This window comes from Carnobacterium sp. (assembly GCF_049673005.1).
GTDB lineage: Bacteria > Bacillota > Bacilli > Lactobacillales > Carnobacteriaceae > Carnobacterium_A.
This window is the reverse complement of record NZ_JBATXB010000088.1, coordinates 14,127-39,008: the sequence shown is the minus strand read 5'-3', so window position 1 is coordinate 39,008 and position 24,882 is coordinate 14,127. Positions and strand designations below refer to the sequence as shown.

The 24,882-nt window shown below is 34.3% G+C and carries 20 protein-coding genes and 1 tRNA gene; 10 read left to right on the top strand and 11 right to left on the bottom strand.

Features of this window, described 5'->3' with window-relative positions; all coding sequences use genetic code 11:
* Positions 1 to 229: 229 nt before the first annotated feature.
* A complete protein-coding gene (gene dnaA / locus WBF61_RS06785; protein ID WP_424255067.1) occupies positions 230 to 1,567 on the bottom strand; it encodes a chromosomal replication initiator protein DnaA in 1,338 nt (445 codons plus the stop codon).
* Positions 1,568 to 2,331: 764 nt separating this feature from the next.
* Here dnaA and rpmH point away from each other — a divergent pair.
* The 4 genes from rpmH to jag all read left to right on the top strand — a co-directional run bounded on the left by rpmH (position 2,332) and on the right by jag (position 4,584).
* Positions 2,332 to 2,466, top strand: a complete 135-nt coding sequence (rpmH, locus tag WBF61_RS06780) for a 50S ribosomal protein L34 (protein ID WP_034551597.1) — start codon at positions 2,332 to 2,334, stop codon at positions 2,464 to 2,466.
* 89 nt (positions 2,467 to 2,555) lie between these two features.
* A complete protein-coding gene (gene rnpA, locus WBF61_RS06775; protein WP_424255065.1) occupies positions 2,556 to 2,894 on the top strand; it encodes a ribonuclease P protein component in 339 nt (112 codons plus the stop codon).
* A 36-nt stretch (positions 2,895 to 2,930) separates the two neighbouring features.
* Positions 2,931 to 3,764: a membrane protein insertase YidC gene (gene yidC, locus WBF61_RS06770; protein ID WP_424255063.1), complete on the top strand. Its 834-nt coding sequence runs from the start codon at positions 2,931 to 2,933 to the stop codon at positions 3,762 to 3,764.
* Positions 3,765 to 3,807: 43 nt separating this feature from the next.
* The gene (jag, locus tag WBF61_RS06765) at positions 3,808 to 4,584 is read left to right on the top strand and encodes an RNA-binding cell elongation regulator Jag/EloR (protein ID WP_424255061.1); all 777 of its coding nucleotides are present in this window, start codon (positions 3,808 to 3,810) and stop codon (positions 4,582 to 4,584) included.
* 88 nt (positions 4,585 to 4,672) lie between these two features.
* Here jag and WBF61_RS06760 read toward each other — a convergent pair whose 3' ends face one another.
* From WBF61_RS06760 to WBF61_RS06735, 6 genes are all read right to left on the bottom strand, one after another.
* A complete protein-coding gene (locus WBF61_RS06760) occupies positions 4,673 to 5,995 on the bottom strand; it encodes an amidohydrolase (protein WP_424255059.1) in 1,323 nt (440 codons plus the stop codon).
* Positions 5,992 to 7,704: an adenine deaminase C-terminal domain-containing protein gene (locus WBF61_RS06755; RefSeq protein ID WP_424255058.1), complete on the bottom strand. Its 1,713-nt coding sequence runs from the start codon at positions 7,702 to 7,704 to the stop codon at positions 5,992 to 5,994. The genes WBF61_RS06760 and WBF61_RS06755 overlap by 4 nt, the downstream gene beginning before the upstream one ends.
* 84 nt (positions 7,705 to 7,788) lie before the next feature.
* Positions 7,789 to 8,838, bottom strand: coding sequence for an ABC transporter substrate-binding protein (locus WBF61_RS06750; RefSeq protein WP_424255056.1), 1,050 nt, complete (start codon positions 8,836 to 8,838; stop codon positions 7,789 to 7,791).
* Between the two features lie 44 nt (positions 8,839 to 8,882).
* Positions 8,883 to 9,920: an ABC transporter ATP-binding protein gene (locus WBF61_RS06745; protein WP_424255055.1), complete on the bottom strand. Its 1,038-nt coding sequence runs from the start codon at positions 9,918 to 9,920 to the stop codon at positions 8,883 to 8,885.
* A 56-nt stretch (positions 9,921 to 9,976) separates the two neighbouring features.
* Positions 9,977 to 10,756, bottom strand: a complete 780-nt coding sequence (locus WBF61_RS06740) for an ABC transporter permease (protein WP_424255053.1) — start codon at positions 10,754 to 10,756, stop codon at positions 9,977 to 9,979.
* Positions 10,749 to 11,588 (bottom strand): ABC transporter permease, encoded by an 840-nt coding sequence (locus WBF61_RS06735; RefSeq protein WP_424255051.1) that lies wholly within the window; start codon positions 11,586 to 11,588, stop codon positions 10,749 to 10,751. Before WBF61_RS06735 ends, WBF61_RS06740 begins: the two co-directional genes overlap by 8 nt.
* Positions 11,589 to 11,921: 333 nt before the next feature.
* Between WBF61_RS06735 and treP the strand changes: the two genes are divergently transcribed.
* Together treP and treC are read left to right on the top strand one after the other, a co-directional pair.
* Complete coding sequence (gene treP / locus WBF61_RS06730; protein WP_424255049.1) at positions 11,922 to 13,457, top strand: PTS system trehalose-specific EIIBC component; 1,536 nt, start codon at positions 11,922 to 11,924, stop codon at positions 13,455 to 13,457.
* Between the two features lie 23 nt (positions 13,458 to 13,480).
* Positions 13,481 to 15,142 (top strand): alpha,alpha-phosphotrehalase, encoded by a 1,662-nt coding sequence (gene treC, locus WBF61_RS06725; RefSeq protein WP_424255048.1) that lies wholly within the window; start codon positions 13,481 to 13,483, stop codon positions 15,140 to 15,142.
* A 32-nt stretch (positions 15,143 to 15,174) separates the two neighbouring features.
* On the opposite strand, the gene treR is transcribed toward treC, so the two are convergent.
* Together treR and WBF61_RS06715 are read right to left on the bottom strand one after the other, a co-directional pair.
* Positions 15,175 to 15,936 (bottom strand): trehalose operon repressor, encoded by a 762-nt coding sequence (gene treR / locus WBF61_RS06720; RefSeq protein WP_424255047.1) that lies wholly within the window; start codon positions 15,934 to 15,936, stop codon positions 15,175 to 15,177.
* Between the two features lie 247 nt (positions 15,937 to 16,183).
* Positions 16,184 to 16,966, bottom strand: a complete 783-nt coding sequence (locus tag WBF61_RS06715) for a 3D domain-containing protein (RefSeq protein ID WP_424255045.1) — start codon at positions 16,964 to 16,966, stop codon at positions 16,184 to 16,186.
* A 786-nt stretch (positions 16,967 to 17,752) separates the two neighbouring features.
* Between WBF61_RS06715 and mnmE the strand changes: the two genes are divergently transcribed.
* The 4 genes from mnmE (at position 17,753) to WBF61_RS06695 (ending at position 22,127) form a co-directional block, all read left to right on the top strand.
* Complete coding sequence (gene mnmE, locus WBF61_RS06710) at positions 17,753 to 19,141, top strand: tRNA uridine-5-carboxymethylaminomethyl(34) synthesis GTPase MnmE (protein ID WP_424255044.1); 1,389 nt, start codon at positions 17,753 to 17,755, stop codon at positions 19,139 to 19,141.
* 41 nt (positions 19,142 to 19,182) lie between these two features.
* Entirely contained in the window at positions 19,183 to 21,072 is a 1,890-nt protein-coding gene (gene mnmG / locus WBF61_RS06705; RefSeq protein ID WP_424255042.1) for a tRNA uridine-5-carboxymethylaminomethyl(34) synthesis enzyme MnmG, read from the top strand.
* A gap of 138 nt (positions 21,073 to 21,210) precedes the next feature.
* Positions 21,211 to 21,283, top strand: a tRNA-Val gene (locus WBF61_RS06700).
* Positions 21,284 to 21,455: 172 nt separating this feature from the next.
* Positions 21,456 to 22,127, top strand: a complete 672-nt coding sequence (locus WBF61_RS06695; RefSeq protein ID WP_424255041.1) for a DUF3159 domain-containing protein — start codon at positions 21,456 to 21,458, stop codon at positions 22,125 to 22,127.
* A gap of 87 nt (positions 22,128 to 22,214) precedes the next feature.
* Here the strand turns inward: WBF61_RS06695 and WBF61_RS06690 are convergent, their stop codons facing one another.
* A complete protein-coding gene (locus WBF61_RS06690; RefSeq protein ID WP_424255040.1) occupies positions 22,215 to 22,616 on the bottom strand; it encodes a DUF2177 family protein in 402 nt (133 codons plus the stop codon).
* A 124-nt stretch (positions 22,617 to 22,740) separates the two neighbouring features.
* The gene (locus WBF61_RS06685) at positions 22,741 to 24,543 is read right to left on the bottom strand and encodes a DAK2 domain-containing protein (RefSeq protein WP_424255038.1); all 1,803 of its coding nucleotides are present in this window, start codon (positions 24,541 to 24,543) and stop codon (positions 22,741 to 22,743) included.
* Positions 24,544 to 24,882 lie beyond the last annotated feature (339 nt).

Here is a 24,882-nt window from a genome sequence, read left to right as displayed (position 1 = left end):
TAGTAATAGTAGTAGGGCCTGTGGATTCTGTTGGTAAGTATGTTCAGCCCATAAGGTTAGTAGTTTTCCACATGTGGATAAGCTGTGGAAAAAACAAGGTAAACTTTTGCAGTTATACACATGTGAGTAAATTGATGTTTTCTATTAAAGGAGACAAAAGTAAGTTACATATTACTTTTTCATCATTCAAAATTAGATGGAATAATAAAATAATAGCTAGTTAAAAAAATTAATTTAATTTATTTTTTATTTCTTCTATATCTTGCTTTAGTTGAAAATCTTTTGTGATAGCTTGATTGATTTTTTCGTAAGCATGAATAACAGTGGTGTGATCTTTTCCACCAAATTCAGCTCCAATTTTTGGTAACGAATTAGAAGTTAGTTCACGTGAAAGGAACATAGCAATCTGTCTAGGTAAGACAATAGCTTTAACACGTTTTTTTCCTTTTAAATCAGTTAAAGAAATTTGATAGTACTTAGAAACAACATTTTGTATATCTAAGATAGATAAAATACTTGGTTTATTTGAAGGGAGCATACTTTTTAATGCATCAGCTGCTAAGCTAGTAGTTATATCACGACTCTCAATAGCTGCAAATGCTTGTACTCTAACTAAAGCACCTTCTAATTCACGGATATTAGAATCGATTTGACCTGCAATATAACTAAGGGTATCATCAGGAATTTCTAATCTCTCTGCGTTTGCTTTTTTTCTTAAAATAGCAATACGTGTTTCAAGATCAGGTGGAGTGATGTCGACAGATAGACCCCAGGCAAAACGAGATATCAAGCGCTCTTGTAATTTCGGTATTTCATTAGGCAGTCGATCACTTGTTAAGACAATTTGTTTACGATCATCATATAGAGCATTAAAAGTATGGAAGAATTCTTCTTGCGTGCCTTCTTTATCTGCAAAAAATTGGATATCATCTACCAATAATAGATCAACACTACGGTATTCATTTCTGAATTTCTCTTGTGTTTTGTTTTGGATAGAGTTTATAAAATCATTTGCAAAGGTTTCACTACTTACATATTTAACTTTTGCATCAGGATTGAGTAATAACATTTGGTGTCCAATAGCATGCATTAAATGTGTTTTTCCTAATCCAACTCCGCCATAGAAAAAGAGTGGATTATAAATTGTTCCTGGTTCTTCTGCAACGACTAATGCAGCAGCATGAGCCATTTGGTTTCCTTTGCCAATAACGAAAGTGTCAAATGTATATTTATCGTTTAATTGAATATCTTTTCTAAAAGAATTTTTTTGTGTTAAAGATTGGCTTTTTTGTTTTCCATTGCTATTCGTATTTTCTTGTTCATTCTTTATAACAAATAATGGAGAAATTTCGCGACTAGAGTACTCGTAAATATTTTCAACAATCCGAGTAGCTAGATTATTTTCCCAATATTCTTTATGCAAAGAAGATGGAACTTCAATAATAATATTATGTTCAGTAATGCGAATAGGGTTGGCACTTTCAATCCAAGTATCGTAACTGACCTTTGAAAGCGATTCTTTAAATTTTTCTTTTAAAAAATTCCACAAAGATTGTAAATCATCCAAACAGAGAACCTCCTTTATAAATATGTCTGTTTCATTTTAGCACGTTAATAAAAAGTTTTCCACAGATAGTTTCTAACTGTTAAATATTTATCCCGTACCTGTATATATAGTTATCCACAAGGAGAAATAAAGTGTTAGTAACTTTTTTTTATCCACGAATTACAAATAAATCAGTGGATAAAAAAATCCTTCAAACGCTGATACAATGCTCTTCTTTGAAGTTATCCACAGAGTGCGGAATTATACAAGCTTGATATGTACACATGCTGTTCATTTGTGGATAACTATATTGTAACTTATATTTAATAAAATCACAAAAAAAACTTATACTTGAGCATGTGGATAATAAAATGCAACTGTGGATATCTTTTTCCCAAAAAAAATTTCCGAAAAACGACTATAAGTTTTTAGTTATAGTCGTTTTTTAGAATTAATTTTACTCTTTATAAATGATGGTGAGGGCATTAAAGTTAATTTTATTTATTGCTATTAGATAGAAAAAATAAAACTAGTTAATTTTAGAAAATAAAAATTAGAAGGGATAATAAACTGAATTTGGAAGGTTTATGAAACAAATTCAATGAAAATATGAAAAGAAGGTTTCTTATTTTTTTTATTTGTGCTATCATGTTGAAGTGAATGATTGAAAATAAGGTGTTCTTAATTTTGATGGGACTATTTTTATTTCGTTGTCATAAATTAAAACTGTCTTATACTGATAAAAAAATTAATGAGAGATAGTTATCGTAGGAGGTGTATTACGAATGAAAAGAACTTACCAACCTAAAAAACGTAAACGTCAAAAATTACATGGCTTCCGTAAACGTATGAGTACAAAAAATGGACGTAATGTATTACAAAGTAGACGCCGTAAAGGCAGAAAATCATTGTCTGCATAGATCACTGAACGTCTCAGTGGTCTTTTTTTTCTTTTTTTATTGAGTATAAAAAAAGTATTTTAAGAAAAAAGAGATGAGAGGTTATTTGAATGAGAAAAGCCTATCGTGTCAAAAAAGAATCAGACTTTCAAAAAGTCTTTCATCACGGAAAATCTACAGCCAATCGACAGTTTGTTCTATATATACTAGATAAAAAAGAGCAGCCTCATTTTCGAGTAGGATTATCTGTTGGGAAAAAAATTGGTAACGCTGTTGTAAGGAATAATGTTAAAAGAAAAATACGACAAAGCTTAACAGAATTAAAGCCCAAATTAAAAACGGAGAAAGATTTTATTGTTATCGCCCGTAAACCAGCGGCAGATATGTCAGTAAAAGAAACTAAAAAAAGTTTAATTCACGTTTTGAAATTGGCTAAGATGTTAGATTAGCTTATTTTTTTATTTACAGAATGTGGAGGGAAAACTATGAAAAACCGTAAGCGATTACTTCTTTTGCTTGGGACAGTGCTGTTAGCTGTTGTATTAGTAGGTTGTGGTACGGAGCCTATTACTGCAGATAGTACAGGGTTCTGGGATAAATATGTTGTGCTAAACTTTTCTCGTGTTATCATTTGGTTATCGGATTTATTTAGTGGAAGTTATGGACTAGGAATTATTGTCTTTACTTTGCTGATTAGAATTATTTTATTGCCTTTGATGCACGGACAAACAAAAAGCACTCGTAAAATGAGTGAAATACAACCTCAGTTAAAAGCGCTACAAGCTAAGTATGCTTCTAAAGATGCTGAAACACAGGGTAAGTTAAAAGAAGAAACGTCTAAACTATATTCTGAAGCAGGAGTAAATCCAGTAGCAGGGTGTCTACCTTTAGTAATTCAGATGCCAGTTTTAATGGGGTTATATCAGGCTATCAGTCGGACTGAAGCACTGAGTACTGGGAATTTCTTATGGATGAATCTAGGAAAACCAGATCCAATGTTTGTACTGCCTGTTGTAGCTGCTATTTTAACGTATGCAACAACTAAATTATCGACTATGAGTCAAGCAGAATCCAACCCTGCAACTTCGTCAATGATGTACATGATGCCCGCATTAATTTTATTTATGGGTATTACTTTGCCAAGTGCTTTATCTTTGTATTGGGTAGTGGGAAATGCATTTTCTGTCTTACAAACACTAGCTTTAAATAATCCATTTAAAATTATAAAAGAGCGAGAAGAAAAACTTCAAGTTGAACGCGAACGTCAACGCACATTAGATAAAGCATTAAATCCGAAGAGGAAAAAGAAAAAGAAATAATCTTTACTATCGTTTAAAAGCAGATAGAACGGAGGATAAGCGGATGGAGAAGTACACAGCTCAAGCAGCAACAGTGGCGGAAGCTATTCAAAAGGGATTAGGAATTTTGGGTATCAATAAGGAAAATGCTTCTATTGAAATTGTTACTGAAGGAAAGAAAGGTATCTTTGGTTTTGGGAAAAAGGATGCTGTAGTAATAGTAGAAAAAAGCTTGATTGATAAAGAAAAAGCTAACAAAGAACCAAAGCCATCTATTCAAGATCATGCTTCACTATTTACTGAGAATACAACAATACAAAATCAAAAGATCGAAGACTTGGTTGTTGCAAGTGAAGTTGATGAAGAGGAAATTATCAAAGATGATGATAAAGCGTTGCAATTGGTTTCTGATTACTTGGTTGATGTTTCTAGTAAAATGGGGATTGAAACTACTGTAACGACAAAGGTTAGTTTATCTGAAAGACAAGTAATTTTTCATATCCATACCGAAAATGCTGGTTTGATTATCGGTAAACATGGTAGAATTCTAAATGCTTTGCAATCACTTGCGCAAGTCCTGTTGTATCAACATGCAAAAACTAAATTTACTGTAATAGTAAATGTTGGTGATTACCGTGAACGTCGTGAAGCAAGTTTGAAAAATATAGCTGAGCGAACGGCTGAAAAAGTTGTGCGTACTAATTTACCTGTCTTTTTAGAACCAATGCCTGCTTTTGAAAGAAAACAGATTCATTTTTATTTAAGTAAAAACAAGCTTGTTACAACCCATTCTGAAGGTAACGAGCCTCATCGTTACTTAGTAATTGAACCTGTAAAGTAAATAAGCAAGCTGAGAAAAAAAGCATCTTAAGTACATTGTACTCAAGATGCTTTTTTTATTGTCCGTCAGATAATTTTAGTAAAACGTTCTAGTTATTTTTTCCATCCATTTTGAAGGCAGATTTCCGGAAATCACTCATTTGCTCTGAAAGATTGTCTTGCAATTTATTTAAATCATGCTGAATGAGCTTTTTATTACGTACGACCCATTTTCCGTTGATCATGACATCTTGTACATTACTAGAATTAGCCGAGTATACAAGTACAGAATAAGGATCAAAGATGGGGAACATATTGACAGAATGGGTTTCTACTAAAATTAGATCAGCCTTTTTACCTTTTTCTAAGGATCCAATTTCTTTAGCCATCCCTAAAGCATTAGCACCTCCAATTGTAGCTATCTGGACAATATCTCGAGCTGGAAAAGCGGAACGGTCCTTTAAAGTTAGTTTATGAAAATTAGCAAAGAGTCTCATTTGAATAAATAAATCTAACGTGTTCCCGCTACTAGGTCCATCTGTCCCAAGGCTAACTCGTAAACCAGCTTGTAACATTTTTTGGACAGGAGCAACACCTTTTGCAGATTTTGTGTTAGCACCGATGCAATGAGCAATTGCCACATCATTTTTTTTAAGAAGTTTAATATCGTCGTCGGTTAAAAAAATACCGTGAGCTAGAATAACTTTTTTATCTAGAATTCCCAAATCGGATAAATATGCAACGGGTGTTTTACCAAGCTCTTCGGCATATTTACGCATTTCAAATTCCATTTCGCTTACATGGATTGAAAGAGGTACATTGTATTTACGAGCGATACGGGATGCTTCTTTTAAAGATTCATCTGTATTAGTGTAAGGTGCATGAGGTGCAATAGCAGGAGTGATAAGGTCGTGATTAATCCATTTAGAGATGAACTTCTCTGAATAAAGCAATCCACCATAAGGTTCTGAAACATCACACGCCTTCTCGATAATAGTTTCTCCCAAAATAGCTCGTGCACCCATTTCATCGGATGCGCGTGCTAACTCATCTTCATAATAATACATATCTAAAAACGTTGTAACGCCAGCTAACTGCATTTCAGCAATTGCGTATTTTCCGCTATGATAGGCTAGTTCTTTTGTCATACAGGTATTTTCTAGTGGGAACAAGAAGCGAGTTAGTCGATCAGGGGTGTCATCGCCTAATGAACGGAAAGGGATCATTCCAATATGAGTATGGGTGTTTACCATTCCTGGCATGGCGATAGCTCCTTTGCCATCTATCGTATAGATTCCAGACAGATCAGGGACTTCAGACATCGGACCTACTTTCAGAATAACATTATCTTCAAGAAGGATGTAACCAGAAGAGTATTCGTTAAAGTTATCGTCCATTGTTAGCACATGTACATGAGTAATCAAAGTTCTCATTGATTCACCTCTATTAGCGGCACGTGGGCATGTGTGTGTACATCCATCATTCCGAAATCAGTTATTTTCAACTTAGGAGAAACGGGTAAAGAAAGGGTGGAAAAAGACATGATTTCATTGGTATTTTTATAACCTAAATCAATCATAGCTTGCCTTACTTCCTTTAGTTGATTGCCTAATGTATAAATGGTTTCATCACTTAGAATGCCACCAATCGGTAAAGGACAACTTGCAGAAAGCCTTCCCCTTTTGCTAACGACATAGCCGCCATTTAAATCCAATACCTTGTGTTGTGCAAGGAGTATGTCCTCAGTAGATGTACCCATTATCATTAAATTATGATGATCATGGGCCCACGTTGTCGCGACGGCCCCTTTCTCTTTTAAAGCGTGTTCCACTAGTCCATAACCGATATTCCCGTTCTTTCCATAGCGCTCCATAACAAGAATTAAAGAAAGATTGCTATTTTCCCAATCTAATCGTCCATTTTTAACTGGAACTTCTCGTTGAACGTGCTCAGTGAAAGTGCCAATTTCTTGAATTTGGATAACGTTGCAAATAACAGAATCAAGATTTCCTTCCACTGAAATATGCAAATCTGCTTCCGCTAGAGGTTTACATTGAATGCTATCATAAAAATAGGCAGGGAAACTTGGTTTAGTAGGAGGATAAGTTATGTTAGTGTCTTTTTGATGAACACACTTTCCTTTTTTATAGACACTTTCAATGGTTATTTTTTCTAAATTATCCATAATTATAAAATCAGCTAGGAAACCCGAAGCGATTGCTCCTCGGTCTTGGAACCCCATTCGACGAGCTGGAGTGTAGGTTGAAATGTAAATAGCTTCTTCAACAGGCATACCGCATTCAACAGCAAGACGTATATTATTGTCCAAATGCCCCGCCAGTAAATCATCAGCCATAATATCATCGGTAATGATAGCAACATGCTCGTAAAGATTATGATCAACTACAATTTGAATGTTCTCTGGAGTAATAGATTTTTTTTGTAATTCTAAAAAGATCCCTTTAGTTATTTTTTCTAAAATTGATTCAGGTGTCTGTTGAGTATGATCAGCTGTAAGTCCGGCATACATGAATTTTGCCAAAATTTCTCCTGATACACGTGGAATATGCCCTTCCAAAGGCATCAGCGGTTTCTTTTCTTGAACTTCTTTTAAAATTTTTCTGATTAGAGAATCTAGTTCGTCGGTAATACCTTTAAAGTTCATCGCCTCGCCTAGAGCAATGACTCTTGGATGATTTAAAAGGGAGTTAATCTCATTCACACCAATAAAACCACCTGTTGTTTCAAGTTTAGGGGTGGTAGAAGGAACAGAAGAAGGGATGGCATAAAAGATATCTAAATCTGTTGTTTCTTGCATGAAGGCTTCCATTCCGGGTAGACCGAAGACGTTAGCAATTTCGTGAGAATCAGCCACAACCGTAGTGACTCCATAAGAAAGAGCGACTCCTGAAAAAATAGACGGTGGAATCATGGAGCTTTCAATATGCATATGGATATCAATGAAGCCTGGAATAATATATTTTCCTTGCGCATTTAATTTTTTCTTGGATTGAAGATAACGTAAATTTTCCTCACTGATAAAATAAAATTTCTCATTAGCTATGGCAATATTTTTCTTTTCAAAAGTTTTTATAAAAACGTTGAATACAAAAGCTTCTTCTATTAGTAAGTCGATTTGCATACTGTTCTCCCTTCATAATTAAGTTTAAAATAAAAGCCGGAACAGTTGTCCCGGCAAGAGCTGTTTAGAGACAGCGAAAGCAGTTTATTGATTTAAGGTTTTGTTCCATGTAGTGATCCATTTTTCTAAATGACTATTTACAAATGTGTAGTCAATGGCTTTAGCACGTTTGGCTATACCGCCGTATGTCTTATTAGCTGCTACTTCATCGTTTAGTTCTACATCTTTGTTAGTGGGTGCTTCATTTAGAGATTTAGCAGTTGTGGTTTGGAGTTCTTGGCTAAGTTTCCAGTTGATGAATTCATAAGCTAATTTTTTATTTTTAGAGTTCGCAACGACATTTAACGTGTTAAAGTTTGCGTAGGTGCCAGATTCAGGTACCAAATACGCTACATCAGGATTTGCTTCAGAAATAATAGGATATGCAAAATCACCTACAACAGCAGCAACAATCTCACCAGACTGGAATAAATTAGCTAAATCAGAAGATTTTGTATACGTTTTGGTAATGTTTGGTTTTAACTCAGTTAAAGCTTCGAAAGCTGCTTCACCGTTATCACTAGTGATATCTACGCCTTTAAAGTCACTAGCCACATGAAGCATTGCAGGACCAAATGTAGTCGTGATATCAGGAATAGAAATTTTTCCAGCTAAAGAAGGATCCCACAAATCAGACCATTCATTGATTTCCATGCCGGCAGCTTCTTTATTGTAGATAATTCCGATGCTGTTCATTGTATAAGGCGCTCCAGAAGTCTCAACGGCATCTTTGGCTCCATCTACTAGGTTAGCAAGATTCGTAATTTTAGTTTTATCTAATGGTTCAAATAAACCTTCCTCCATACCAGTAGCTGCATTAGCTTGAGATAGTTCTATAACATCAATAGTAGAGTTTGGATTATTTTGTAGTTTTGTAAAACGTTCACTCGAATTTCCCACTTCATAAACTAATTCAATTCCCTTATCTTTTTTAAAGGGTTGAAAAATATCCCGATCAATAACATCTTCACTTAAGGCAAAAGTAGAAACAACTAATTCCTCATCTACTCCTGCTTTATCTGAATCTGTATTTCCACACGCTGTCAGCAACGTTAGTACCGCAAGTGATAAAGTAGTCATTTTCCAATTTTTCATGATATAAACATCTCCTTTTTTATTTATACTGTTAAAAAAATTATTTAAACAAGAATTATTTTTTCAGGGGTTAAGAATAGGTTAACTTTACTTCCGGTCTCATAGGTATTGGTATTTTCATCATTGACAAGTAAGTTTCCTAAATCAGTTCTTATTTCGTATTGATAACTCTTTCCTAAGAAAGTGCGGATAAGTACGGTTCCAACGATTGTATTTTCTGTTGGTGTACCAGCTGGAAGAATCTTGATATCATCAGGACGAATAGTGCCTTTTATATCAGAGTGATCTACTGTCTGAGTTGTCTTAAAGAGAGTGCCATCTTCTGCTATATAACAATAATCTGTTTCCTTCGCTAAGTTAATAAAATTCTCAAAACCAATGAACCGTGCTACGAATTCTGTTTTTGGATTCTGATAAATTTCTTCAGGAGTATCAAATTGCTCGATAATTCCTTTATTCATAACGGCAACTTTATCTGAAATAGAGAAGCATTCTTCTTGATCATGAGTTACAAATACAGTAGTGATACCTAGTTTTCGTTGGATTCGTTTAATTTCAATTCGCATAGTGACACGTAGTTTTGCGTCTAAATTACTAAGCGGTTCATCCAATAATAATAACTTAGGCTCTATTACTAAAGCTCGTGCCAAAGCAACACGTTGTCTTTGGCCTCCAGATAATTGCTTTGGGTAACGTTTAGAAAATTCATTTAGACCAGTAACCTCCAACATCCGATCAACTTTTTCTTTCATGCTAGACTTACTTTCTTTCCGAAGTTTCAATCCAAATTCTACATTTTCACGAATAGTTAAATGAGGAAAAAGAGCATAGGACTGGAAGACCATTCCGAAGTTCCGTTTGTGAACAGGCACTTTAGTTAAATCATTTTTGTCAACGATAAAAGTTCCGTCATTTGGTTCTATCAGTCCTGCGATTGTTCGAAGTGTGGTGGTTTTCCCACACCCAGATGGTCCTAAAAGAGAAACTAGCTCTCCTTTTTGGATAGATAGTTGCAAATCTTTTAAAACATCTGTCTTTCCGTCATAACTAACACGGATATTATCTAAACTTACAAATGCCATGGGATGGCGTCCTCCTTTTTAATAGCTATGTAGCAGTATATTTTGTTTAAGGATAATTAAGAAATAGAAGCAAGTCCTAATGTTTTTTCAATTAAGACCATCATACCGATTGTCGTAATCATCAGCATTACTGATAAAGCTGAAACGGTAGGGTCATAGTTATATTCAATGTAACTAATTAAATTAGTTGGCAGAGTTATGATTCCTGGACCGGTTAGAAATTGTGAGACGGGAATATTATTAAAGGAATTAATAAAAGCTAACATAAATGAAGCAAAAATTCCTGAAGAAATATTAGGTAAAATTACTTTGAAAAAAGCAGATAGGCGTGTGCTTCCCAATGTCCAAGCAGCCTCTTCGATAGAAAAATCTAATTGTTCTAAACTTCCGCCTACAACTCGAATAATATAAGGCAAACTGATGATGAAGTGACCTAACAGTAACCCTTGAAAAATAGGTAGCTGCAAGCGAATGACAATAAATTGAAAAAGGGAGAATCCAACAACAACTCCTGGAATGATGGTTGGAGAAAGAAAAAAGCTTTTCAACCCTTTACGACCAAAGAAATCATGACGAGAAAGTGCATAAGCAGCTGGAATCCCAATAATTAAAGCGAGTAGAGTGGCGAGTAATGAAATTTTTAAACTCAACCAAAAACTACTTAAAAAGCCTGCTACCTTAAAGACGTTCGCATACCATTGAAATGTAAAACCCTTGATAGGAAATTGGATACTCGGATTTTCACCAAAGGAAGTAATGACAACAATCAATAAAGGTAAAAATAAGAAAAGAAAGACTAAAAACACAAAAAAGAAAAGTTTCTTTTGTTTACGCATGGATATCTCCTCCTCTTCGATCAACTTGAGCTGCTAACCAGTTAAATACTGTCATTACAAATAATGTTGTGACAATCATAATTAATGCGATAACGCCTGCATTATTCCAGTTTCCTAATGTCATTGCATTTTGATAAAGGAACGTAGCCATCATCATATTCTGGTTGCCTCCTAAAAGTTGCGGAGTAGTATAAGCAGTCAAGGTGCCAGTGAAAACAAGAATACTGCCGACAATTACTCCAGGAATGCTAAGTGGAAAAATAACTTTTATAAAGGCTCTTAATGGACTTGCGCCTAAAGTCTCAGCGGCTTCCATAATTTCAGTATCAATATTTTCGATAGTTCCTACTAATGTTGTAACCATTAAAGGGAGAAACAAATAGAGAGAACCAATCGTGATTGCAAAATCGGTATATAACATCCTTACAGGTTCTTCAACCAAACCAATCGTTAGCAAGAATCGATTAATAATACCGTTTGTTCCTAAAATGTTTATCCAAGCAAAACTACGCACAATTGAATTTGTTAATAAAGGAAAGAGGACTAGGCCCATCATTAAACTTCGATATTTACGGTCACTTCTAGCAATAAAGTAAGCAGTAGGCAATCCTAGAAAAATACTGAATAGTGTTACTAGTAAGGAAATTCGGATTGTACGCCATAAAATACCTATATTATATGAATCTGAAAAAAAAGCTTGATAGGATGCAATGGTAAATGCTCCATCGTAAAAAGTAGGCCAAACAATAGAGAATAGGGGCAATACTAAAAATACAATTAATAAAATTAATCCGGGTGCAACAATGATGTATGGAACTTTTTTCGCTGTCACGTATAAATCCTCCTTTTAAGATTGTTGGAAATGCGAACAATACATATCTTTTTGTTTTTATTGTTAATATATAACCACTTAAGGAGTATAAGATAAATTAAATGATTTTTCAAGAGGAAAACGAACGAAATTGTTTCGAATCAAACGTAATGTTCGTTTTGTTTATTTTAATCTCCATTCTTATACAAATTGGAGCTTAAAAAAAGTTCAACACTATTTCTAAAAAAAACATTTCCAGCTAAGGTAAACGCTTGCATATTATTTTTAAATAAGGTATATTCAACTTGTATATACAAGTTAAGGAATTGTTCGTCTAAAAGGAGGAGAAAAAGAATGGCAGATTATGGTCAAGATGTTAAGCAATTATTAGAATTTATCGGTGGTTCAGAAAATATTTCAGCAGTCAGTCACTGTGCTACTCGGATGCGTTTTGTATTGAAGGATCCAGCAAAAGCAGATAACAAAAAAATAGAGGATATTCCTGCAGTTAAAGGCACATTTACTCAAGCAGGTCAGTATCAAGTGATTATTGGAAATGATGTTGCTACTTTTTATAATCAATTTGCAAAAATTTCTGGAAAAGAAGGCGTATCGAAAGATGAAGTGAAAGCGGCTAGTAAGCAAAATCAAAATCCCATTCAGCGAGCGATGTCTGTTTTAGCAGAGATATTCACGCCTATTATTCCCGCAATTATTGTTGGTGGTTTAATTTTAGGGTTCAGAAATATTTTAGGAGAAATCCAGATGGAGTCACTGGGCCAACTAGTGGTAGATGGGATGAAACAATTTACTGAAGCAGGAGATCCGATTTATAACCGGATTGTCGATGTTAGCCAATTTTGGAACGGTGTAAATAGTTTCTTATGGTTAATTGGCGAAGCCATTTTCCACTTCTTACCAGTAGGAATTACATGGAGTATTGCAAAAAAAATGGGTACGACACAAATTTTAGGAATCGTTTTAGGTATCACGCTAGTATCACCACAGCTATTAAATGCTTATGGAGTAGCTGGAACTGCAGCAGCAGATATACCGTTTTGGGATTTTGGTTTTTTCCAAATTGATATGATTGGGTACCAAGCTCAAGTTCTCCCAGCTATGCTTGCAGGGTTCTTATTAGCTTACTTGGAATTGGGATTAAGAAAAATTGTACCACAAGCAATATCCATGATATTTGTTCCATTCTTTGCTTTAGTTCCAACAGTATTGATTGCTCATACTGTTTTAGGACCGATTGGATGGGTTATTGGAGGTTGGATTTCAACATTGGTTTACACTGGTTTAGGTAGTTCTGTAAACTGGTTGTTCGGTGCATTATTTGGTTTCTTATACTCACCTTTAGTTATTACAGGATTGCATCATATGACAAATGCCATTGATTTACAGCTAGTTGCTGACTTTGGTGGAACGAATCTTTGGCCGATGATAGCTTTATCAAATATCGCACAAGGTTCTGCAGTATTAGCGATTATTTTCTTACATCGTGGAGATAAAAAAGAAGAACAAATTTCTATTCCAGCTGCTATTTCTTGCTATTTAGGTGTAACAGAACCAGCAATGTTTGGGATTAATATTAAATACATTTATCCTTTTGTAGCAGCGATGATTGGTTCTGGTATCGCTGGAATGGTTTCAACATTATTTAACGTTACAGCTAACTCAATTGGAGTTGGAGGACTACCAGGTCTTCTGTCTATTCAAAACGAATATTGGTTTATATTCATCATTTGCATGGCTATCGCAATTGTCGTACCATTTGTATTGACGATTGTCTTCCGTAAGTACAACATCTTTAATAAATCAGATCAAACAGAGCAAACAGAGCAAACAGAGCAAACAGTAGTTGCTGAACCAGAATTAGGCAAATAAATTAGTAGAAAGTAGGAATAAAATTGACTGCGTTTCATGAAAAAGTCGTCTATCAAATCTACCCAAAATCTTTTAAAGACTCGAATGGAGATGGAATTGGGGACTTAAAAGGGATTATTGAGAAAATTCCTTACCTAGCTAGCTTAGGAGTGGATATGCTTTGGATTAATCCATTTTTTTCATCACCTCAAAAAGATAATGGCTACGATATTTCCAATTATACTGAGATTGATCCTTTATTTGGAACGATGGAAGACTTCGAAATACTCGTAGAAGAAGCAAAAAAAAATCAAATGGAAATTATGCTAGATATGGTTTTAAATCATACTTCTATTGATCATGAATGGTTTCAAAAAGCACTAGCAGGAGAAAAAAAGTATCAAGATTACTACATCTTACGTGAACCTAAATCAGATGGTAGTCATCCTACTAATTGGGTATCTAAATTTGGTGGACCAGCTTGGGAACCATTTGGAAGTACTGGAAAAGAGTATTTACATCTATATGATGTTTCGCAAGCAGATTTAAATTGGCGTAATCCTGAAGTTAGGAAAGAAATGTTTAAAGTTGTTAACTTTTGGCTAAATAAAGGGGTAACGGGTTTTAGATTTGATGTCATCAATGTTATCGGAAAAGATGAAGTATTAATTGATGCGATAGATGGTGTAGGTAAATCTCTTTATACAGATAAACCAATAGCACATGACTATATTCACGAGTTAAATAAAGAAACGTTTGGTAGAAAAGAAAATATAATGACAGTTGGTGAGATGTCTTCTACTACTATAGAAAATGGAGCAGCTTATTCAAACCCTAAAAATGAAGAATTATCTATGCTATTCAGTTTTCACCATTTAAAAGTAGATTATTTAGATAGCGAAAAATGGAGTTTAATGCCTTTTGACTTTATGGAGTTAAAGCAATTATTAAACGATTGGCAAACAGGTATGACAGAAAAAAACGGATGGAATGCATTGTTTTGGAATAACCATGATCAACCTCGTGCGATTAGTCGTTTTGGGGATCCTGAACGCCATTTTTATGCGTCAGCAACACTACAGGCTCAAACGATGCACCTGTTGAGAGGGACGCCTTATATCTATCAAGGAGAGGAAATAGGGATGACAAATCCTGGGTTTTCAGATTTAGATGATTATGTTGATGTTGAAACACACAATGCTTATGCTGAATTAATTGGGAATGGGTTTTCGCTAAAAGAGACGATGGCTATTATCAAAGAGAAGTCTAGAGACAATAGTCGAACGCCCATGCAATGGTCAGATGAACCCAATGCTGGTTTTACAACCGGTGAACCATGGTTAAAAGTAGCAGATAATTATTTACAGATCAATGTAGAAAAAGAACAAGCAACAGGTGAAATTCTGTCGTATTATAAAAAGTTAATTCAATTACGTAAGGAAATGAAAGTTATTTCGGAAGGAAATTATCGTGGTATCTTATTAGAACATTCAAGTGTTTATGCTTATGTTAGAGAATACAACGGGCAACAATTATTAGTTTTAAATCATTTTTATGATGAGCCAGTTAGCGTTGAGATTCCTAAAGAATTCTTGAATCGACAAAATAGTTATCTAATAGGAAATAAAAAAAATAAAACATTAATCTCACCATTTGTAATGGAACCCTATGAGACGGTAGCTTTTTATTTTGATAGTAAAGAATAACAAATTTAACTAAATCAATAAAAGACAGCATCCTAGAGATGGCTGTCTTTTATTGATTTAGTTGATTCTTTTTTTAGCTCACTTGGATTTTTACGACGAGCAAAGTCTACAAAACGAAACCGGTCTAAACGATGTCTTGATTCCGTGTATTGGAATAGTGTTGTGTCTTCCAAATAAACATCACTCCTAACAACTACAACATGAGTGTCACCATGTAGATCCATTAATCGATGATCTTCAGATGTAGCTAATTCTACGATAATTTCTTTTTGTGCGTAGCTTATAACTAAGCCTAAGGTGTTTTCGATGTAGTCATATAAAGAATCTTCTGCGGCTTCGTTAGGTATATCAGGAATGACAGTAGTTAAGAGAAAATCTTTGTCTAAAATAACAACTTCACCGTCAACTTTACGCTGTCTTTCTATATAGATAACTTGTGTACTATCGGATATTCTTAAACGTTCTGCCAAAGAATTAGGCAGAGTCATTTTTATGTTTGAAGAAACAACGGTTTGACTGTTTATGTGCTGAGCAGTTTGCAACTCTTTGTAACTAGTTAATCCAGATATTGGAAAATCAAAGCGTTTCATATCCAAAACGATAGAACCTTTGCCCTGTTGTTTTTGAATATACCCGTTTTCTAATAACAAAGATAATGCTTTTCGGATAGTTTCACGAGAAACCTTATATTTTTTTGCGAGTTCATTTTCACTTGGTAAAAGATCACCGGGTAAATAGCTCTGATTAATGATAGCGCCTTGGATTTCCAAAGATATCTCGTTAAATTTATTCACTGTAAAAGACCTCTCATTTCTTATTTTCCATCTATAGTTTAGCATATTTAGCAGCGAAAAGAATCAAAGCAATACAATTTATCTTAACGAATGATTATTTATAATGAGTGACTAAAACAAAGAACGAACAGTCTAAAAAACAAAAAAACTCATGAACATAAAAAGCAGAGGCTTTATTAGTTCACGAGTTTTTTACATAATTTGTTTTCTATTAAATTTTGTACTTGTATTGATAGAAGTACAAAAATTATTTAGAAACTTGGATATTCATTGTCTGTCTACCAAAGTTAACAGCACGGTTAAGATCAGTCATGTGGATATCAATACGATTTCCTTTGATTGCGCTACCTGTATCTCCAGCAATAAATGTTCCATATCCCGGGATAGTAACAGTTGAACCTAGAGGAATAAAGTTTGGATCAACGGCAATAACGTTAGGGTTTGAATTTAAATTAATCCCAGTTGCAGTCGTATCACTTAATTCAGGTTGGTTAGTTGAGTAAGCTGTTGCTTGAACAGTCACTGTTTGTCCAGTCGCTTGTTGAGCTGGCTCAGCAGCTGGAGTTTCTACAGTTGCTACAGGTTCTTCTACTGGAGCTTCATTTTGAACAGGTACTTCTTCTTTTGGAGCTTCTGTTTCTACAACTTCGGTTGCTGGGCTTACATCGTAACTAACTTTTTTATCTTCTTTTTCGACTGTCACAGTTGAGTGGTCAGCAGATAATGAGATAGTGTTTCCTGTAAAGATAATGTTAGCATTATTTATATCATTTACGTTTACTAAAGAATCAAGAGAAGTTTCCGTTGCAGCTGCAACTGAAGAAAGGGTATCTCCCCATTGAATGGTGTATTCAGAACTTCCGTCTTCATTCTTTTTAATCCCATCTTTGATTTCAGAAACTGAGCGAGCTTCCCATGTAGAAGCATTGTATTCTGCAGCAGATGCTTCTGTTGGGTTTGAAACAGCTATGACACCAGTTAGAGCTAAAGTTGCACTTGCGATAAATAATTTTGATTTTAAGTTAAACATATAATTTTAATCTCCTTTTTTGTTTTCCATATTGATAGTAGTTTGGTTGCATCCTTTAAGAGCGATTGACCGTAGTTTTAAGAGCGACATTTCAGCTTTTATTTTGTGCTATTACTTATAACGAAGGGGTTATTCCTTCAACATGTGCTATCCTACCATGAATAAATCTAAAATAAAGAGAAAAGCCTAATCGTTATATCTTCTTATCATGTTTGTATTATTTAGCTATAAAATTAAGAAAAAGCATAGAAAATCAACTTTTTTGTAAGAAAGAGCTTTCTTTGTAATTTTTTAGACACATTAGCGAATTATTCGTAATGAACAACGAGTTTTATTTTGTAAAAAAGTTCAAATCTAGTTTTTTTACTATTCGAAAGAAGTAAAAAAAGCAAGAAAGTGAACAAAAACAATGTATATTTTGGTTTTTTATTAAAAAAGGATAAAGAGACTGTAATATAATAAAACGGTTAAAAAAGAAAAATAGAATAATTATAAAAAATTTAGAGCTATTAGCATGGATTGAATTAATTTTAATTAGACGGTGCATACATATATATATATATAGTAGAAACATACACAAAAAAAAATAGTATTGTATTGTTGACAAATAGTTAGAGAACTTGTATAGTCTAAACGGAACAGCAACAATTAAGTGAATCATAAACGAATATAAATTTATCTGAATGATAAAAGTAGTCAAAGTGCTTTATCCATTCCATTTGATAGTAGCAAATGGGTGGAGTGGGCGCTTTTTTCGCGCGAAAAATTAAAAAGGAGTGAAGGAGTTTGTCATTAGAATTTGAAACAATAGCAGCTATTTCAACACCACCAGGAGAAGGTGCAATAGGGATTGTTCGTTTAAGTGGAGATGAGGCATTAGAGATTGCTGATCGTGTTTATAGGTCAGGTACAAAAAAACTAATCAATCAAAAAAGTCATACGCTTCATTATGGACATATTGAAAACCCGAAGACAGGTAAGACAGTTGATGAAGTAATGGTTTCAGTGATGCGAGCTCCTAAAACCTTTACGCGTGAAGATGTGGTTGAGATTAATTGTCACGGAGGTATTACATCAGTTAATCAAGTTTTACAGGTTGTTCTTCAATTTGGTGCTCGTTTAGCTGAGCCAGGAGAGTTTACTAAGAGAGCTTTTTTAAATGGCCGCATTGATTTATCACAAGCAGAAGCAGTGATGGATTTAATAAGAGCTAAAACAGATAGAGCCATGCATGTGGCCTTACAACAATTAGACGGTAACTTATCAACATTAATAAGAAATCTACGATCAGATATCTTGGATACTCTTGCTCAGGTAGAAGTTAATATTGATTATCCTGAATACGATGATGTAGAAACGTTAACGTCGCAATTATTAGTAGAGAAAGCAAAGCTAGTAAAAGCTCAAATTCAACAACTACTACAAACAGCTAGTCAAGGGAAAATATTAAGAGAAGGATTAGCTACAGCGATTATAGGACGACCTAATGTTGGGAAGTCTAGCTTACTGAATTTCTTGTTACAGGAAGAAAAAGCAATTGTAACTGAAGTTGCTGGAACAACCCGAGATATTATTGAGGAATACGTAAATGTTAGAGGAGTTCCTTTAAAGTTAGTTGATACCGCTGGAATACGCGAAACAGAAGATATTGTAGAAAGAATTGGCGTAGAAAAAAGCCGTCAAGCTTTGGCGAATTCAGATTTAGTTTTACTTGTTTTTAATCAAAATGAAAAATTAACTGAAGAAGATAGACTATTAATAAAAGCTACAGATCAAAATCATCGGATTGTAATTTTAAATAAAATGGATTTGCCAAATAAGTTAGACTTAACAAAGTTAGAAGAACTTGTTGATCCTGATTCTATTGTGAAGACATCTATTCTAACTAAATCAGGTATTGATAAATTAGAAGAAAAAATCGCTTATTTATTCTTTGCAGGACAAACAGGAGAAAAAGATGCCACATATGTTTCTAACGTACGTCATATTGCATTGCTAAATGATGCAGAATCTGCTTTAGATGATGTGATTACAGGGATCGAATCAGGAATGCCCGTGGACTTAGTTCAGATAGATATGACTCGCTCATGGGAATTACTTGGCGAAATTACTGGCGATAGTGTGCAAGACGAGCTCTTGACTCAATTATTTAGCCAATTTTGTTTAGGGAAATAATAATAATAGCGAAGTGAATATGAAATGGAAGGAATGATTTGATGCAACATTACGAAGCAGGTAATTTTGATATTATAGTAGTTGGAGCAGGACATGCAGGTTCTGAAGCGGCTTTAGCTTCTGCAAGAATGGGAAGTAAAACGTTATTAATCACTCTAAACTTAGATATGATCGCATTTATGCCTTGTAACCCATCATTAGGTGGTCCAGCTAAAGGGGTTGTTGTTAGAGAGATAGACGCATTAGGTGGAGAAATGGGACATAATATAGACAAGACCTATATTCAGATGAGAATGTTAAATACTGGAAAAGGTCCAGCGGTAAGAGCTCTAAGAGCGCAAGCAGATAAGTTTATGTATGCCAATGAAATGAAGCGGACAATTGAAACAACCGAAAACCTTGTTTTAAAACAAGGTATTGCAGAGGAATTAATTATAGAAGACGGCATTTGTAAAGGAATTATTACGAATACAGGTGCGATTTATCGTTCGAAGGCTGTCATTCTAACAGCAGGAACATCTTCAAGGGGGCAAATTATCATTGGAGAATTAAAATATTCTTCAGGTCCAAATAATTCTCAACCGTCAATTAAACTTTCAGAAAACTTAATCGAACACGGTTTTGAACTGAATAGATTTAAAACAGGGACACCTCCGAGAGTTAAGGCTTCAACTATTAATTATGAGGTGACTGCAGAGCAACCAGGAGACATAAAAGCAAATCATTTCAGTTATGAAACACCTAGCAGTTCCTATCTAAAAGATCAGTTATCTTGTTGGTTAACATACACTAATGATAAAACACATCAGATTATTCAAGAAAACTTGCATCGTGCACCGATGTTTACAGGTATTGTTGAAGGAGTAGGAGCTCGTTATTGTCCATCAATTGAAGATAAAGTAGTTCGTTTCAGTGATAAACCAAGACATCAATTATTCCTAGAGCCAGAAGGTCGTCATACGGAGGAAGTTTACGTACAAGGTCTGTCTACTTCACTTCCTGAAGATGTTCAAGAAGATATCTTGCATACGATTGAGGGATTAGAAAATGCGGAAATGATGCGTAGTGGTTATGCCATTGAATACGACGTCGTTGTACCACATCAATTACGTCCGTCACTAGAAACAAAAGCCGTTGAAAATCTGTTTACAGCTGGTCAAATGAACGGGACATCGGGTTATGAAGAGGCTGCTGGTCAAGGAATTATGGCAGGAATCAATGCTGTTCTTAAGACACAAGGCAAAGAACCGTTCGTGATGAAACGCAGCGAAGGATATATAGGCGTGATGATTGATGATTTGGTAACAAAAGGCACAAACGAACCTTATAGATTATTAACATCAAGAGCAGAGTATAGATTGTTATTGCGTCATGATAATGCTGATTTACGCTTGACAGAAATAGGCTACCATCTTGGGCTGGCTTCAAAAGAACGATACGAAGCGTTACTTTTGAAAAGAGAGTATGTCGAACAAGAAATGAACCGTTTAAGTCATATTCGATTGAAACCAACAGTAGAAATTCAAGAGTTTTTAGCTGAGAAAACTATCGCGCCATTAAAAGATGGTATTTTAGCCCTTGATTTCTTGCGTCGACCAGAAATTTCTTACTGGGACATTCTTAAGTTTGCTCCGTTAGATGTCACTCTACCAAGAGAAGTAGAAGAGCAAATTGAGATTCAAGTTAAATATGAAGGCTATATCAAAAAGGCTATTCAAAAAGTAGATAAGTTAAAAAGAATGGAAAACAAGCGAATTCCTGAAAGTATCGACTATTCTGTTATTAATGGAATTGCAACAGAAGCTAAGCAAAGATTGACGCTTATTCAACCTGAAACAATTGCTCAAGCAAGTCGTATCAGTGGTGTTAATCCAGCAGATATTTCTGTCTTAATGGTTTATATAGAGCAAGGCAGAATTGTAAAAGTGTAAGAACTATTTAATAGCAACAAAAAAAAGCCATGCATTAAGTTTGTACGGCTTTTTTTGTTGCTGGAAAACGATAAAAAAGTACTTTGCTTTAATAGGGAGAGTAGGATATAATCGTAAAGAAGAATTTAATAAGCTAAAGGTTCCATAGCTCAGTTGGGAGAGCACTACCTCGACAAGGTAGGGGTCGCTGGTTCGAGCCCAGTTGGGACCATCATATGATCGAAAAAAGTCATGCATTAATTTGTACGACTTTTTTTGATTTTTTATAGCTTAATATAAAAAAGAGCCTTTTGAATGGGTAGTGATGGGAAGGTGTCCTATACTTAAAGCTCTCAATTTATAAGACATGTGCTATAATTTAGTAAAGGTTTAAAGGAGAAAAAATGAAAAAACTATTTAAGGATATCGGGGATGAATTAAGGCACTTTTTATCGGGAAAGACAATTGATGCCATTATTCCACCAATTGTATATGTAATAGGAAATAATCTATTTGGACTTAAAGAAGGAGTTATATTAGCTTTATCTCTTGCTAGTATTTTAGCCGTCGTTAGAATTTTAAAGAAAGAGAGTTTTTTATATGCTGTGGCAGGGATTGCTGGAGTAGCTCTTGCTTCTGGTTTTGCATTGATTGCAGATAATGCAGCAAATTATTTTTTGCCTAAAATAATAGGAAGTGGGGCCTTATTTTTAGTCTCTACTATAAGCGTTCTTATTGGGAAACCGCTCGCAGCGATTTTAAGTCATTTATCACGAGGTTGGAATTTTGAATGGTTTTTGAGAAAAGATGTAAAACCAGCTTATAGAGAAGTAACAGTGGTTTGGGCACTCTTATTTTTAGCAAGAATGGTTCTTCAAATACTTTTATACAATAGAGGGAATCTAACAGAGTTAGGATGGGCAAGTATTTTACTTGGTTTTCCAGCAACAGTAACAGTTTTAGTTTTAACATTAATTTATGGGATTTGGAGACTTAAGCGGTTGGGTGGACCTGGTATAGATGAGTTTCAAGAAGGTAAAAATCCGCCATGGCGAGGTCAAAAAAAAGGGTTTTAAATAATATATATATTTATGAATAGAAAAAAGACCACTGAATTTTTTATGTCGTTTGACAAAATTTAGTGGTCTTTTTATGCTGAAAATTTATTTAAAGAATTTAGCTACAAAAAATGTAATAGTAGAAACTGAACCTCCTAAAAAAGTTCCCCATATTAAGTCAATGATAGTAATCTTGAGAGGCCAATCTTTCAAAGTTGCTAAATTAGTTAGATCGTAGGTAGCATAGGTTAGCAAACCTAAGAACATTCCTGCAAATAAAGCATAGGTCCAACTATTGGTTTCTATAGCAGGATTGATAACAAAGAATAGCAATCCTCCTATAAAAATTAAATAGAAAATAGCGGCCGCAATCCAATTAGGTTTATCACTCATAATAAAGCCTAACTCACGTTGATACAAATCTTTGGCAACAAATACTAGCCAAATTAGGTCAATTACTAAAAAAGCAACAAAGGCTATTAAGTAATGCTTTAAAAATTCCAACATAGTCGATCTCCTACTTTCACTATCTATATTTTTCAAGCAATAAAATAATCAAACTACACAACAGAATGACAAAGGATATATTTTTTTATGGTGCGTTAAATTAAACATATCTATCCAGTAAACGTTAACTTTTCTGATTCTTTAGTGTGTAGGATAATGCAACGGCACCCGAACCCGCTCCGATAGCTACTATAGAAGAAGTTTCCATAATATATCTAGGTTCTTTGCCAATTAATTCTGTGAACAAAATCTTTAATTCCTTAGCTTCTTCTAGATTATTGATGTGAACAATATTATAGGATTCTATAGTATTGCTTTTCATTATTTTCTTAACGTGTCTGACTAACTTATTGAGACTATCTTTGGTTGTAAAAGAAACACTATCTAATTTCCCGTTGCCATCTTTATCTAAAGTAACAATAGGCTTTAATCCAACTCTTTTTCCTATTTTACCCATCGTCGTGCTTAGTCGACCAGATTTTATCATATTGTCTAAGGTCTTTACACGAACCAATATTTTGCTGTTTGCTCTATCGTTATTTATGATATCAACGATTTCATTATGATGGTAACCTTGAGAGATTAAGTCAGCAGCTTTTGCGACTAGTAACCCTTGAGCGCCTGAATTTTGTTTCGTATCTATGGTATCTATTTTGAAGTGATCAGATTCTATTCTCTTAGCCACTCTAGTTATTGTATTATAAGTACCACTCAATTGCTTTGATACGGTCATAATAATCAATGACTTATAATGAGTAGAGAGATAAAGTAAAATATTTTCTATTGACTTTTCATCCGGTTGGGAGGATGTCGGTAGATCCTTGCTATCTTTAGAATAGTCTAATAATTGTTTAGGAGTGATGCTTAATTTATCGATAAAAGAAGTATTTTCGAACAAAATAGTCATATTGATGATATGAATCTGCTCACTATCTATAAATTCTTGAGGAAGATCGGCTATACTATCGGTTAAAATAGCTATATCTGATTTTCTTCGTAACATAACATCTTGTTGTTTTTTCATGTCATCTACTTTTTGGTATTCTACGTTTCCGTTTTGACGAAGGATTTCGAAAACATTTTCTGGTTCGTTAGAATGTATATGGATTCTCACTTGATCTTTATTCGCTGCCACCACTAAAGAATCACCTAGTGGGTTTAAACTTTTCTTCATCCTTTTTGTATCTATTTCGGATCCCCTTATTAAACATTCGGTACAATACCTATAAGTTATTTCAGAGTCCATATCGTGTTCAACGGTTATGTCGATGTTATCCCTTTGTAATTTTTTAATGGATTCTATGTCTATCACGGATCCTTTTTTAAAATATTCTAGCATTCCGTGGATAAAAAAAGAAAAACCGTTAGCTCCAGCATCAACAACCTTTGCTTTGCGCAATTCTTTTAATTGATATTGTGTCTTCGTCACTGCATCATTTAATACGGTTATCGCTAAAGATAACAGTTCGGTAATATTATTATTTGCTCCATCATATTTACTCAGAGCTTCTCCCCAATCTCTCATAACAGTTAAAATAGTACCCTCTACAGGTTGGTCTATTGAGTCATAGGCATATTCAGCAGCTTTTTTGCTAGCTAGTGCATATTGATTATAATCAATGCATTCGTTATCAGAAACTTCCATACTTAATCCATAAATGTATTGGGCAAATATGATGCCTGAATTGCCTCTAGCTCCACGTATTGCCGCATCAGAAAAAGATTCTAAGGTTTGCTTAACAGTCTCACCTTCTGTAGATTCGTTGATAATTGTTTCCATTAATGAAGAGAGATTCGTACCTGTATCGCCGTCTTGTATTGGAAATACATTTATCTTATTTAGAAACTGTCTATTCGAAACAACTTCATATGCTCCATGTAAAAATGCATGATACATGTCTTTGCTAGTTATATTAGTTAGTGCCATTCGTTCATCTTCCCTCCAAAATTTGCTTGATTTATCTTTTTTTAAAGTACTATTTTTCAATTGATTTGTTTACAGTATTTAACCAGAATATCTTCAACAAAGGTCGAAAGACCAAAGTTAAGACTAGCGTTATTAAAAAATTAAGTCAAGCAACTAAAACTAGAATCTGCTCAATTATTAGGCAGCTCAAGATAGTACTTGGATAAGAGCTATACCAATGAATTAGATTTTCTTAATCATCCTTGAATTAAAATTTAAGCGTATAGTAAATAGATACAGACCACTCACTATATATCATACTATTTTTGACTGATTAGGTAAATTATTTGAGCTTAGCTC

Coding starts and splice junctions, on each gene's coding strand:
- rpmH (WP_034551597.1), top strand. CDS start 2,332: ATGAAAAGAACTTACCAACCTAAAAAACGTAAACGTCAAAAATTACAT.
- rnpA (WP_424255065.1), top strand. CDS start 2,556: ATGAGAAAAGCCTATCGTGTCAAAAAAGAATCAGACTTTCAAAAAGTC.
- yidC (WP_424255063.1), top strand. CDS start 2,931: ATGAAAAACCGTAAGCGATTACTTCTTTTGCTTGGGACAGTGCTGTTA.
- jag (WP_424255061.1), top strand. CDS start 3,808: ATGGAGAAGTACACAGCTCAAGCAGCAACAGTGGCGGAAGCTATTCAA.
- WBF61_RS06760 (WP_424255059.1), bottom strand. CDS start 5,995: ATGAGAACTTTGATTACTCATGTACATGTGCTAACAATGGACGATAAC.
- WBF61_RS06755 (WP_424255058.1), bottom strand. CDS start 7,704: ATGCAAATCGACTTACTAATAGAAGAAGCTTTTGTATTCAACGTTTTT.
- WBF61_RS06750 (WP_424255056.1), bottom strand. CDS start 8,838: ATGAAAAATTGGAAAATGACTACTTTATCACTTGCGGTACTAACGTTG.
- WBF61_RS06745 (WP_424255055.1), bottom strand. CDS start 9,920: ATGGCATTTGTAAGTTTAGATAATATCCGTGTTAGTTATGACGGAAAG.
- WBF61_RS06740 (WP_424255053.1), bottom strand. CDS start 10,756: ATGCGTAAACAAAAGAAACTTTTCTTTTTTGTGTTTTTAGTCTTTCTT.
- treP (WP_424255049.1), top strand. CDS start 11,922: ATGGCAGATTATGGTCAAGATGTTAAGCAATTATTAGAATTTATCGGT.
- WBF61_RS06715 (WP_424255045.1), bottom strand. CDS start 16,966: ATGTTTAACTTAAAATCAAAATTATTTATCGCAAGTGCAACTTTAGCT.
- mnmG (WP_424255042.1), top strand. CDS start 19,183: ATGCAACATTACGAAGCAGGTAATTTTGATATTATAGTAGTTGGAGCA.
- WBF61_RS06695 (WP_424255041.1), top strand. CDS start 21,456: ATGAAAAAACTATTTAAGGATATCGGGGATGAATTAAGGCACTTTTTA.
- WBF61_RS06690 (WP_424255040.1), bottom strand. CDS start 22,616: ATGTTGGAATTTTTAAAGCATTACTTAATAGCCTTTGTTGCTTTTTTA.
- WBF61_RS06685 (WP_424255038.1), bottom strand. CDS start 24,543: ATGGCACTAACTAATATAACTAGCAAAGACATGTATCATGCATTTTTA.